Source organism: Tepidimonas sp. (assembly GCF_036825565.1).
GTDB lineage: Bacteria > Pseudomonadota > Gammaproteobacteria > Burkholderiales > Burkholderiaceae_C > Tepidimonas.
The window spans coordinates 1-11,533 of the sequence record NZ_DAISXZ010000073.1; the positions used below are offsets into that span (position 1 = coordinate 1).

Below are 11,533 nucleotides of genomic sequence, written 5' to 3' on the forward strand. Positions count from 1 at the left end.
CCCATCCCCCGCCCTGGGCGCGGAGGGCTCGGCCGGCGCGGCCGCACCTGCCGCCGGCACCTCCACGCCCGCCTTCAGCCCGCTGTATCAGCAGATCAAGACACTCATCCTGCACAGCCTGCAGGCCGGCGAATGGAAACCTGGCGACCTGATCCCCAGCGAAATCGAGCTGGCCGCGCGTTTCAAGGTCAGCCAGGGCACGGTGCGCAAAGCCATTGACGAGCTGGCCGCCGACAACCTGCTGGTGCGCCGGCAAGGCAGAGGCACCTTCGTCGCCACCCACGCCGAGCAGCACATCCAGTACCGCTTTCTGCGCCTGCACCCCGACGTGGGCACGCTGGACAGCGAAGGCCCCGCGATGCGCGAGGTGTTGGGCTGCCGGCGCATGCGCGCCAGCGCCGAGGTGGCCGCGGCCCTGCAACTGCGCGCGGGGGATGCGGTGGTGCAAGTCAGCCGCGTGTTGTCCTTCCAGGGCACCCCCACGATTCTGGAGGACCTCTGGCTGCCGGGCAGCGCCTTTCGTGGCCTGACGCTAGAGACGCTGTCCGAGCACGCCGGCCCCATGTATGCCCTGTTCGAGACGCAATTCGGTGTGCGCATGGTGCGCGCCGAAGAACGCATCAAGGCGGTCGCCGCCAGCGAGACGGCTGCCGAGCGCCTGCAGGTCCCCGTCGGCACCCCGCTGCTGAGCGTGGAGCGTCTAGCCTATACCTACAACGGTGTGCCGATGGAACTGCGCCGCGGCCTGTACCGTACCGACCGGCACCACTACCGCAACGAGCTCAGCTAGCCCCCTTCCCGCCACCCCTTCGTCATGCTGCATTGCAATAGAATATGACAGTTCCCCGTCAGCGACCTGATGAACCATAACGAGTTCGCCGTCATGGCCGCCAACGGCCTTGCCGACCATGGTGGCACGTTCTGACCCCCAGGAGAAAACCCCATGACGCCCTTGCGCCCTGCGCGGCCCGAGTTCCGCAACATCAACGCCTTCAAGGACCTGACGACCTACCGCCTGCCGCCGGCGGGCTGGGTGTCGATCCTGCACCGTGTGAGCGGCGCCCTGATGTTTTTGCTGCTGCCGTTCGTGGTCTGGATGATGGACACCTCGCTGTCGTCGGAGCTGTCTTATGGCAGCTTCACGACGGCGTTCTCCGCCGGGATCGGGTTCGTGCCCGGCTGGTTCGTCAAGCTGGTGGCGCTGGCACTGATCTGGGCCTATCTGCACCACTTCTGCGCCGGCGTGCGCCACCTCATCATGGACGCCACCCACAAGGTGGACAAGGCCTACGGCCGCTCATCGGCCATCGTCACGCTGGCGCTGAGCCTGGGCCTGACGGTCGTGCTGGGCGCCAAGCTGTTCGGCCTGTACTGATTCCCCCCTGACGGAGTAACGACAAATGGCGGTCAACTACGGCTCCAAGCGCGTCGTCACCGGCGCCCACTACGGCCTGCGCGACTGGATGGTCCAGCGCGTCACGGCGGTGCTCATGGCTCTCTTCACCGTGGTCCTGCTGGCGCAGGTCATCTTCACCTCCGGCCCCATCGGCTATGAAACCTGGGCCGGCATCTTTGCGGCGCAGTGGATGAAGTTCCTCACCTTCGCCGTGGTGATCGCGTTGGTGTGGCACGCCTGGGTGGGTGTGCGCGACATCTGGATGGACTACGTCAAACCCGTGGGCCTGCGCCTGGCCCTGCATGTGTTCACCCTCGTCTGGCTGGTCGGTTGCACGGGCTGGGCGTTTCAAGTGCTTTGGAGGCTGTAAGCCATGACCCTGACTGCGAACCTTCCCCGCCGGCGCTTCGACGTGGTGATCGTCGGCGCCGGTGGCTCCGGCATGCGCGCGTCGCTGCAACTGGCGCGCGCTGGCCTCAACGTCGCGGTGCTGTCCAAGGTGTTCCCGACGCGCTCGCACACCGTCGCCGCGCAGGGCGGCATCGGCGCGTCGCTGGGCAACATGTCCGAGGACAACTGGCACTACCACTTCTACGATACCGTCAAGGGCTCGGACTGGCTGGGTGACCAGGACGCCATCGAGTTCATGTGCCGCGAGGCGCCTAAGGTCGTCTATGAGCTGGAGCACATGGGCATGCCGTTCGACCGCAACCCGGACGGCACCATCTACCAGCGCCCGTTCGGCGGTCATACCGCCAACTACGGCGAAAAACCCGTGCAGCGCGCCTGCGCCGCGGCCGACCGCACCGGCCACGCGATGCTGCACACGCTGTACCAGCAAAACGTCGCCGCGCGCACCACGTTCTTCGTCGAGTGGATGGCGCTGGACCTGATCCGCGACGCCGACGGCGACGTGGTGGGTGTGACCGCGCTGGAGATGGAGACCGGCGACGTCTACATCCTGGAGGCCAAGGCCACGCTGCTGGCCACCGGCGGTGCCGGGCGCATCTACGCCGCCAGCACCAACGCCTTCATCAACACCGGCGACGGCCTCGGCATGGCCGCGCGCGCCGGCATCCCGCTGCAGGACATGGAGTTCTGGCAGTTCCACCCGACCGGCGTGGCCGGCGCGGGCGTGCTGCTCACCGAAGGCTGCCGCGGCGAGGGCGCGATCCTGCTCAACAGCAACGGCGAGCGCTTCATGGAGCGCTACGCGCCCACGCTCAAGGACCTGGCGCCGCGCGACTTCGTCAGCCGCTGCATGGACCAAGAGATCAAGGAAGGCCGCGGCTGCGGGCCGAACAAGGACTACATCCTGCTCAAACTCGACCACCTGGGCCCGGAGACGATCCACAAGCGCCTGCCGTCGGTGTACGAGATCGGCATCAACTTCGCCAACGTCGACATCACCAAGGAGCCGATCCCGGTGGTGCCGACCATCCACTACCAGATGGGCGGCATCCCGACCAACATCAACGGCCAGGTCGTCGTGCCGGACGGCCAGGGCGGCCAGAAGGTGGTGAACGGCCTGTACGCGGTCGGCGAGTGCTCCTGTGTGTCGGTGCATGGCGCCAACCGCCTCGGCACCAACTCGCTGCTGGACCTGCTGGTGTTCGGCCGCGCGGCCGGCAACCACATCGTGGCCCACCTCGACCGCGGTCGCGAGCACAAGGACCTGCCCAAGGACGCCGCCGAGCGCACGCTGGAGCGGCTCAGCCGCCTGGAATCGCGCACCGACGGCGAGTATGCGCAGGCCGTGGCCAACGACATCCGCGCCACCATGCAGCAGCACGCGGGCGTCTTCCGCACCCAGGCCAGCATGGACGAGGGGGTGCGCAAGATCAACGCGCTGCGCGAGCGCGTCGGCGCCATCGTGCTCAAGGACAAGTCCAAGGTGTTCAACACGGCGCGCGTGGAGGCGCTGGAGATCGAGAACCTCATCGAAGCCGCCCAGGCCACGATGACGTCCGCCGCCGCCCGCCAGGAATGCCGCGGTGCGCACACCGTCAAGGACTACGAGCGTGGCCCGGACGACGCCGAGTGCCCGCTGGGCCGCAACGACAAGGTGTGGATGAAGCACACCCTGTGGCACAGCGCCGACAACTCCCTGACCTACAAGCCGGTCAACCTCAAGCCGCTGACGGTCGAGTCGATTCCGCCCAAGGTCCGCACGTTCTGACGTCCCCACGCCGGAGGTTTTTCCATGGCCAAACGCATCTTCAAGATCTACCGTTACGACCCGGACAAGGACGCCAAGCCCTACATGCAGACGCTGGAGGTGGAGCTCACCACCGAGCGCATGCTGCTGGACGCGCTGATCAAGCTCAAGGAGATCGACCCGACGCTGGCGTTTCGCCGCTCGTGCCGCGAGGGCGTCTGCGGCTCCGACGCGATGAACATCAACGGCAAGAACGGGCTGGCGTGTCTGACCAACCTGCGCACGCTGCCCGACACCATCGTGCTCAAGCCGCTGCCGGGCCTGCCCGTGGTGCGCGACCTGATCGTGGACATGACGCTGTTCTTCAAGCAGTACCACTCGATCAAGCCGTACCTGATCAACGAGACCCAGCCGCCCGAAAAGGAGCGCCTGCAGTCGCCCGAAGAGCGCGAAGAGCTCAACGGCCTGTACGAGTGCATCCTGTGCGCGAGCTGCTCCACCAGCTGTCCGAGCTTCTGGTGGAACCCGGACAAGTTCGTCGGCCCGGCCGGCCTGCTGCAGGCCTACCGCTTCATCGCCGACAGCCGCGACCAGGCCACCAGCGAGCGCCTGGACAACCTGGAAGATCCGTACCGGCTGTTCCGCTGCCACACCATCATGAACTGCGTCGATGTGTGTCCCAAGGGCCTCAACCCCACCAAGGCCATCGGCAAGATCAAGGAACTGATGGTGCGCCGCGCCGTCTGACCGCCCCGCGCTCACGAACCCGGCCATGGACGACCGCGCACGGCTCGACGAACGCCAGCTCAGCAAGCTGCGCTGGCGTTGCCGCCGCGGTCTGCTCGAAAACGATCTGTTCATCGAGCGCTTTTTCGATCGGCACGGCCAGGCCCTCACCGTGCGGCAGGCCCGCGGCCTGGAAGCGCTGATGGACCTGAGCGACAACGATCTGCTCGACCTGTTGCTGCGCCGCCGCGAGCCCGACGGCGCGCTGGCGACCCCCGAGGTCGTCGACGTGCTGGCCCTGCTGCGCACCCCGCCGCGGGCCGACGCGCCGTCATCCCCGTAGCTCCCCCGCTAGACCCAAGGAATCCGCATGAAACTGCAAGACCACAAAGCCACGCTGTCGTTTTCCAACGGCGCGCCCAGCGTCGAGCTGCCGATCTACTCCGGCACCGTGGGTCCGGACGTGATCGACATCCGCAAGCTCTACGCCCAGACAGGCATGTTCACCTACGACCCCGGGTTCCTGTCCACGGCGTCGTGCCAGTCGTCCATCACCTACATCGACGGCGACAAGGGCGAGCTGCTCTACCGCGGCTACCCCATCGAACAGCTCGCCACGCAGTGCGACTACCTCGAGACCTGCTATTTGCTGCTGTACGGTGAGCTGCCCAACGAACACCAAAAAGCCGACTTCACCAAGCGCGTGACCATGCACACCATGGTCAACGAGCAGATGCAGTTCTTCCTGCGTGGCTTCCGCCGCGATGCGCACCCGATGGCGGTGCTCACGGGCCTGGTCGGCGCCATGTCGGCCTTCTACCACGACAGCACCGACATCAACAACCCGCAGCACCGCGAGATCGCGGCCATCCGCCTGATCGCCAAGCTGCCCACCCTGGTGGCCATGGCCTACAAGTACGGCATCGGCCAGCCGTACATGTATCCGCGCAACGACCTGAGCTACGCGGGCAACTTCCTGCGCATGATGTTCGGCACACCATGCGAGGAGTACAAGGTCAACCCGGTGCTCGAGCGCGCGATGGACCGCATCTTCATCCTGCACGCGGACCACGAGCAAAACGCCTCCACCTCCACCGTGCGCCTGTGCGGCAGCTCCGGCACCAACCCGTTTGCGGCCATCGCCGCGGGCGTGGCCTGCCTGTGGGGCCCGGCCCACGGCGGCGCCAACGAGGCGTGCCTGAACATGCTGGAGGAAATCCAGGCCATGGGCGGCGTGGACAAGATCGGTGAATTCATCGCCAAGGTCAAGGACAAGAACTCGGGCGTGCGCCTGATGGGCTTTGGCCACCGCGTCTACAAGAACTACGACCCGCGCGCCAAGCTGATGCAGGAGACCTGCAACGAAGTGCTGGGCGAGCTGGGACTGGAGAACGATCCGCTGTTCAAGCTGGCCAAGACGCTGGAGAAGATCGCGCTGGAAGACGACTACTTCGTGCAGCGCAAGCTCTATCCGAACGTGGACTTCTACTCCGGCATCGTGCAGCGCGCCATCGGCATCCCGGTCAACCTGTTCACCGGCATCTTTGCGCTGGCGCGCACGGTGGGCTGGATCGCCCAGCTCAACGAGATGATCGGCGACCCCGAGTACAAGATCGGCCGTCCGCGCCAGCTCTTCACCGGCGCGGCCAAGCGCGACGTCGTGCCGATCGCCCAGCGCTGATCGGCCCAGGCGGCGGTGCCCGCGGGATGATCCCCGGCACCGCCGTTGACGCGCCCCGTTCGTCGCGGCCTACAATGGCAGGCCGCCCACGCCTTTCCCCTCCGCCATGGGACGCACCCTTTACGACAAGATCTGGGACGAGCACGTCGTCCACACCGAGGAGGACGGCACCGCCATCCTCTACATCGATCGCCATCTGGTGCACGAGGTGACCAGCCCGCAGGCCTTCGAGGGGCTGAGGGTGGCCGGCCGCAAGCCGTGGCGCGTGTCGTCGGTGGTCGCCACCGCCGACCACAACACCCCCACCACCGGCTGGGAACACGGCTACGACGGAATTGCCGACCCGATCAGCAAGGAGCAGATCGTCACGTTGGATGCCAACATCCGCGAGTTCGGGGCAGCGGCGTATTTTCCGTTCCTGAGCAAGCGGCAGGGCATCGTGCACGTCATCGGGCCGGAAAACGGCGCCACCCTGCCCGGCATGACGGTGGTGTGCGGCGACAGCCACACCAGCACCCATGGTGCGTTCGGTGCGCTGGCGCATGGCATTGGCACCAGCGAGGTCGAGCATGTGCTGGCCACGCAGACACTGCTGGCCAAAAAGGCCCGCAACATGCTGATCCGCGTGGAGGGGACGCTGCCGCCCGGCTGCACGGCCAAGGACATCGTGCTGGCCATCATCGGGCGCATCGGCACCGCGGGCGGCACCGGCTACACCATCGAGTTTGGTGGCAGCGCCATCCGAGCGCTGAGCATGGAAGGCCGCATGACGGTCTGCAACATGGCCATCGAGGCGGGCGCGCGCGCCGGCTTGGTGGCGGTGGACGACAAGACCCTCGAGTACGTGCGCGGTCGGCCCATGGCCCCCAGCGGGGTGGAGTGGGATCAGGCCGTCGCCCATTGGCGCACCCTGCACTCCGACCCCGACGCCCATTGGGACGCCGTGGTCGAGCTGGACGCTGCCCAGATCCTGCCGCAGGTCACCTGGGGCACCTCGCCCGAAATGGTGCTGGCCGTGACCGAGCGCGTGCCCGATCCCGACAAGGAGAAGGACCCCGTCAAGCGCAGCGCCATGGAGCGCGCTCTGCAGTACATGGGCCTACAACCGGGCAAGCCGTTGACCGACATCGCGGTGGACAAGGTGTTCATCGGCTCGTGCACCAACAGCCGCATCGAGGACATGCGCGAAGCGGCGGCCGTGGTGCGCAAGCTCGGCCAGAAGGTGGCGCGCAACGTCAAGCTCGCGATGGTCGTGCCCGGATCGGGTCAGGTCAAGGAGCAGGCCGAGCGCGAGGGACTGCACGAGATTTTCCGCGCCGCGGGCTTCGAGTGGCGCGAGCCAGGGTGCTCCATGTGCCTGGCCATGAACGCCGACCGGCTGGAGCCCGGCGAGCGCTGTGCCTCGACCAGCAACCGCAACTTCGAAGGCCGCCAGGGTGCCGGTGGGCGCACGCACCTGGTCAGCCCGGCGATGGCGGCGGCCGCCGCGATCCACGGGCATTTCGTCGACGTGCGCCAGTTCGTCTAACCCCTCAGGAGTTCACCATGAAACGCGCGCTGTGCTGCACCCTCGCCTGTCTGGGCCTGCTGCTTGCGGGCTGCAACACGGTTCAGGGGCTCGGCAAGGACATCCAGAAAGGTGGCCAGGTCATCCAGGACGCTGGCAAGAAGTAAAGTAAATGGAGCGCTTCACCATCCACAAGGGGCTCGTCGCGCCCATCGACCGGGAAAACGTCGACACCGACGCCATCATCCCCAAACAATTTCTGAAGTCGATTCGCAAGACCGGCTTCGGCCCCAATCTGTTTGACGAGTGGCGTTATCTGGACCAACCGGGCCAGCCCGGCGTGCCGGAGAGCCAGCGCAAGCCCAACCCGGACTTCGTGCTCAACCAGCCGCGCTACCGGGGCGCCAGCATCCTGCTGGCGCGCCAGAACTTCGGCTGCGGCTCCAGCCGCGAGCATGCGCCGTGGGCGATCCAGCAGTACGGCTTTCGCGCGCTGATCGCACCGAGCTTTGCCGACATCTTCTTCAACAACTGCTTCAAGAACGGCCTGCTGCCGATCGTGCTGCCAGAGGCCACGGTCGACCGCCTGTTTCACGACGTGCACGCCTTCCCCGGCTACGAGCTGACGATCGACCTGGAGCGCCAGGTCATCGTGCAGCCCGACGGCGCCGAGATCGCGTTCGAGGTGCAGCCGTTTCGCCGCTACTGCCTGCTCAACGGGCTGGACGACATCGGCCTGACGCTGCGCCACGCCGACAAGATCCGCGCCTTCGAGGCCGAGCGGCTGGCCCGCTTCCCGTGGCTGGCGCGCACCTTCGCCGGCTGACCGCCCGCCCCACACTCCCCGGCACGGCTGGGACCGCCTCTGGCCGGGCCTGCCCCACATCATCAGGACATCCATGAAGATCGCCATTCTGCCCGGTGACGGCATCGGGCCCGAGATCGTCGCCGAGGCCGTCAAGGTGCTCAAAGCCCTGGCTCTGCCGCTGGAGATGGAAACCGCCCCGGTGGGCGGCGCCGCCTACGAGGTGGCCGGCCATCCGCTGCCGCCCGCGACGCTCGAACTCGCCCAGCAGGCCGACGCGGTGCTGTTCGGCGCCGTGGGTGACTGGAAGTACGACACGCTGCCGCGCCCGCTGCGGCCGGAGCAGGCCATCCTCGGCCTGCGCAAAGCGCTTGGGCTGTTCGCCAACTTTCGCCCGGCGATCTGCTACCCGCAGCTCACGCACGCCTCCAGCCTCAAGCCCGAGCTGGTGGCGGGACTGGACATCCTGATCATCCGTGAGCTGACCGGCGACATCTACTTCGGCCAGCCGCGCGGCCGCCGCAGCGCGCCGGACGGGGCGTTCGCCGGTGCCGAGGAAGCGTTCGACACCATGCGCTACAGCCGCCCGGAGATCGAGCGCATCGCGCGCGTGGCGTTCGAGGCCGCGCGCCAGCGCCGCCGCAAGGTCACCAGCGTCGACAAGGCCAATGTGCTGGAGACTTTCCAGTTCTGGAAGGACGTCGTCACCGAGGTGCACCGCGACTACCCCGACGTCGAGCTGGAGCACATGTACGTCGACAACGCGGCGATGCAGCTCGTCAAGGCACCGAAGAAGTTCGACGTGCTCGTCACCGGCAACATGTTTGGCGACATCCTGTCGGACGAGGCGGCGATGCTGACCGGCTCGATCGGCATGCTGCCGTCGGCCAGCCTGAACGAGCGCGGCCAGGGCCTGTACGAGCCGAGCCACGGCAGCGCGCCGGACATCGCCGGCAAGGGCGTGGCCAACCCGCTGGCCACGATCCTGAGCGCGGCGATGATGCTGCGCTTCTCGCTCAAGCAACCCGAGGCGGCCGACCGCATCGAGGCAGCGGTGCAAAAGGTGCTGGCCGACGGTCTGCGCACCGCTGACATCGCCAGCGAGGGCTGCACCGTCGTCGGCACCGCAGCGATGGGCGATGCGGTCGTGCGGGCGCTGGGCTGAGGGCGCTGCAGGCGCCCGTATCGTCAGCTTCGCCTCAGGTCGGTTCCGTTAGAATCGGGCCATAATGCTCGCGCTCTGTCCGTTCCTGCTGAACCCCGCTGCGGCCCCGGCCGCGGCCGGCGCGCGCGCCACCACCAAAACCACGACCACCATTACCGGCTGATTCCAGCCTGGTTCGTCGTGCGCCCAAACCGGCCAGACGAGCCGGGCAGCAGAAGGGTTTCCCCCACTTCCTCTACTGAAAGGGCACACGCGATGAGCAACGTTGGCAACAAGGTCGGCCTGGTCGGCTGGCGCGGCATGGTCGGCTCGGTCCTGATGGACCGCATGGTCGCCGAGGGCGACTTCGACCTGATCGAGCCGATCTTCTTCTCGACCTCCAACGCCGGCGGCCCCGCCCCGGCGCAGGCCAAGGCGCACCAGACGCTGCGCGACGCGCACGACCTCGCCGCGCTGGCCGAGTGCGACATCGTCATCACCTGCCAGGGCGGCGACTACACCAAGGAGGTGTTCCCCAAGCTGCGCGCCGCCGGCTGGCAGGGGCATTGGATCGACGCCGCCAGCGCCCTGCGTATGGAGCCGGACGCGGTCATCGTCCTCGACCCGGTCAACGAGCCTGTCATCCGCAAGGCGCTGGCCGCCGGCGGCCGCAACTGGATCGGCGGCAACTGCACCAACTCCATCCTGCTGATGGGGCTGGGCGGCCTGTTCCGCGAGAACCTGGTGGAGTGGGTCAGCTCCATGACCTACCAGGCCGCCAGCGGCGCCGGCGCCAACAACATGCGCGAGCTGCTCAAGGGCATGGGTGTGATCCACGGCGCCGTGGCCGAGCTGCTGGCCGACCCCACCTCGGCGATCCTGGAGATCGACCGCCGGGTGGCGCAGGCGATCCGCGAGGACGTGCCGACCGAATTCTTCGGCGCGCCGCTGGCCGGCAGCCTCATCCCCTGGATCGACGTGCAGCTGCCCAACGGCCAGTCCAAGGAGGAGTGGAAGGGCCAGGCCGAGGTCAACAAGATCCTCGGCACCGAGCAGACCATCCCCGTCGATGGTCTGTGCGTGCGCATCGGCGCCATGCGCTGCCACAGCCTGGCGCTGACGCTCAAGCTCAAGCGCGACCTGCCGCTGGAGGAAATCGAATCGATCATCAAGAGCGGCAACCCCTGGGTCAAGTGGGTGCCGAACGACCGCGCCCTCACCGTCAAGGAGCTGACCCCGGCGGCCATCACCGGCGGACTGCAGGTGGGCGTGGGCCGCGTGCGCAAGTTGAACATGGGGCCGGAGTACGTCTCGGCCTTCGTGATCGGCGACCAGCTGCTGTGGGGCGCGGCCGAGCCGCTGCGCCGCATGCTGCGCATCCTGCTCGGGGCCTGACGGCGGTATAGTCGGGGCATCCCGGAGCGCCTGGCCCGCTGGGCGTTGCTCGGCTGCAACGCCCCGCGGATCGGCGGGACGGCAACGGGTGGCGCGCGGCGGTTGCGGCACGCCGTCAGCTTGTCGCCGTAACACATTGATGCTAAGGTGTTTTGACGCCGCTTCCGTGATGCGCCCACAAAGGATCCCTGTGCCGAAACCCCGCTCCTCCCCGCGCCCGCCATCCCTGCCGACCGTCGGCCGCCCGGCTGGTGGCGGGGGGTGGTGTGCGGGCGGTGCTTGGCGGGGCATCGCATTGGCGGCGGCACTGGCCTCGACCCTGGCGGGCAATGCGTGGGCCCTGGCGCTGGGTCGGGTGTCGGTCCAGTCGCAACTGGGCGAGCCGCTGCGCGCCGAAATCGACGTGCCCGCCATCACCGACGCCGAGGCCGCCGGCCTGCAGGTCGGCATTGCACCGGCGGAGCGTTTTCGCGCCGCCAATCTGGAATTCAACGCCCTGCTGCAGGACGTGTCGCTGGAGGTGCAGCGGCGCACGGACGGGCGCACGGTCATCGTGGTGCGCAGCGCCCGTCCGGTGTCCGAGCCCTTCCTCGATCTGGTGGTGCAGGCCCGCTGGGCAGGCGGCGAGCTGCTGCGGGGCTACACCCTGCTGTTCGACCCGCCCAACCTGCTGGTCCTCGACGAGCCCGTTTCCGCCTTGGATGCCACGGTCCGGGCGCGC

General features: G+C 67.7%; 13 protein-coding genes. All 13 read left to right on the forward strand.

Going from position 1 to position 11,533, the window contains the following annotated elements; genetic code table 11:
• Nucleotides 1–13: 13 nt before the first annotated feature.
• Nucleotides 14–790: a GntR family transcriptional regulator gene (locus V7026_RS09520; protein ID WP_334155157.1), complete on the forward strand. Its 777-nt coding sequence runs from the start codon at nt 14–16 to the stop codon at nt 788–790.
• A 153-nt stretch (nt 791–943) separates the two neighbouring features.
• Complete coding sequence (sdhC, locus tag V7026_RS09525) at nt 944–1,375, forward strand: succinate dehydrogenase, cytochrome b556 subunit (RefSeq protein ID WP_334155148.1); 432 nt, start codon at nt 944–946, stop codon at nt 1,373–1,375.
• A 25-nt stretch (nt 1,376–1,400) separates the two neighbouring features.
• Complete coding sequence (gene sdhD, locus V7026_RS09530) at nt 1,401–1,766, forward strand: succinate dehydrogenase, hydrophobic membrane anchor protein (RefSeq protein ID WP_068606608.1); 366 nt, start codon at nt 1,401–1,403, stop codon at nt 1,764–1,766.
• Between the two features lie 3 nt (nt 1,767–1,769).
• Nucleotides 1,770–3,575, forward strand: a complete 1,806-nt coding sequence (sdhA, locus tag V7026_RS09535; protein WP_334155149.1) for a succinate dehydrogenase flavoprotein subunit — start codon at nt 1,770–1,772, stop codon at nt 3,573–3,575.
• Between the two features lie 24 nt (nt 3,576–3,599).
• On the forward strand, nt 3,600–4,301 hold the full coding sequence (locus V7026_RS09540) for a succinate dehydrogenase iron-sulfur subunit (protein ID WP_068606612.1): 702 nt from the start codon (nt 3,600–3,602) through the stop codon (nt 4,299–4,301).
• 25 nt (nt 4,302–4,326) lie between these two features.
• A complete protein-coding gene (locus tag V7026_RS09545; RefSeq protein WP_334155150.1) occupies nt 4,327–4,623 on the forward strand; it encodes an FAD assembly factor SdhE in 297 nt (98 codons plus the stop codon).
• 27 nt (nt 4,624–4,650) lie between these two features.
• The gene (gene gltA / locus V7026_RS09550; protein WP_334155151.1) at nt 4,651–5,961 is read left to right on the forward strand and encodes a citrate synthase; all 1,311 of its coding nucleotides are present in this window, start codon (nt 4,651–4,653) and stop codon (nt 5,959–5,961) included.
• Nucleotides 5,962–6,067: 106 nt separating this feature from the next.
• Nucleotides 6,068–7,489, forward strand: coding sequence for a 3-isopropylmalate dehydratase large subunit (gene leuC / locus V7026_RS09555; protein ID WP_334155152.1), 1,422 nt, complete (start codon nt 6,068–6,070; stop codon nt 7,487–7,489).
• 17 nt (nt 7,490–7,506) lie between these two features.
• Nucleotides 7,507–7,635 carry an entericidin A/B family lipoprotein gene (locus V7026_RS09560; RefSeq protein WP_068606618.1) on the forward strand — a complete coding sequence of 43 codons (129 nt, stop codon included), beginning with the start codon at nt 7,507–7,509 and terminating at the stop codon, nt 7,633–7,635.
• Nucleotides 7,636–7,640: 5 nt separating this feature from the next.
• Complete coding sequence (leuD, locus tag V7026_RS09565; protein WP_334155154.1) at nt 7,641–8,294, forward strand: 3-isopropylmalate dehydratase small subunit; 654 nt, start codon at nt 7,641–7,643, stop codon at nt 8,292–8,294.
• 73 nt (nt 8,295–8,367) lie between these two features.
• The gene (gene leuB, locus V7026_RS09570; protein WP_334155155.1) at nt 8,368–9,438 is read left to right on the forward strand and encodes a 3-isopropylmalate dehydrogenase; all 1,071 of its coding nucleotides are present in this window, start codon (nt 8,368–8,370) and stop codon (nt 9,436–9,438) included.
• A gap of 255 nt (nt 9,439–9,693) precedes the next feature.
• Nucleotides 9,694–10,812 (forward strand): aspartate-semialdehyde dehydrogenase, encoded by a 1,119-nt coding sequence (gene asd / locus V7026_RS09575; protein ID WP_334155156.1) that lies wholly within the window; start codon nt 9,694–9,696, stop codon nt 10,810–10,812.
• 190 nt (nt 10,813–11,002) lie between these two features.
• Nucleotides 11,003–11,533, forward strand: a 531-nt coding sequence (locus V7026_RS09580; RefSeq protein ID WP_443082340.1) for a type IV pilus assembly protein FimV, incomplete at its 3' end; no start/stop codon positions are given.

What these genes read in the sequence shown, in the direction of transcription:
- sdhC (WP_334155148.1), top strand. Translation starts at nt 944, where the DNA reads ATGACGCCCTTGCGCCCTGCGCGGCCCGAGTTCCGCAACATCAACGCC.
- sdhD (WP_068606608.1), top strand. Translation starts at nt 1,401, where the DNA reads ATGGCGGTCAACTACGGCTCCAAGCGCGTCGTCACCGGCGCCCACTAC.
- sdhA (WP_334155149.1), top strand. Translation starts at nt 1,770, where the DNA reads ATGACCCTGACTGCGAACCTTCCCCGCCGGCGCTTCGACGTGGTGATC.
- V7026_RS09540 (WP_068606612.1), top strand. Translation starts at nt 3,600, where the DNA reads ATGGCCAAACGCATCTTCAAGATCTACCGTTACGACCCGGACAAGGAC.
- V7026_RS09545 (WP_334155150.1), top strand. Translation starts at nt 4,327, where the DNA reads ATGGACGACCGCGCACGGCTCGACGAACGCCAGCTCAGCAAGCTGCGC.
- gltA (WP_334155151.1), top strand. Translation starts at nt 4,651, where the DNA reads ATGAAACTGCAAGACCACAAAGCCACGCTGTCGTTTTCCAACGGCGCG.
- leuC (WP_334155152.1), top strand. Translation starts at nt 6,068, where the DNA reads ATGGGACGCACCCTTTACGACAAGATCTGGGACGAGCACGTCGTCCAC.
- V7026_RS09560 (WP_068606618.1), top strand. Translation starts at nt 7,507, where the DNA reads ATGAAACGCGCGCTGTGCTGCACCCTCGCCTGTCTGGGCCTGCTGCTT.
- leuD (WP_334155154.1), top strand. Translation starts at nt 7,641, where the DNA reads ATGGAGCGCTTCACCATCCACAAGGGGCTCGTCGCGCCCATCGACCGG.
- leuB (WP_334155155.1), top strand. Translation starts at nt 8,368, where the DNA reads ATGAAGATCGCCATTCTGCCCGGTGACGGCATCGGGCCCGAGATCGTC.
- asd (WP_334155156.1), top strand. Translation starts at nt 9,694, where the DNA reads ATGAGCAACGTTGGCAACAAGGTCGGCCTGGTCGGCTGGCGCGGCATG.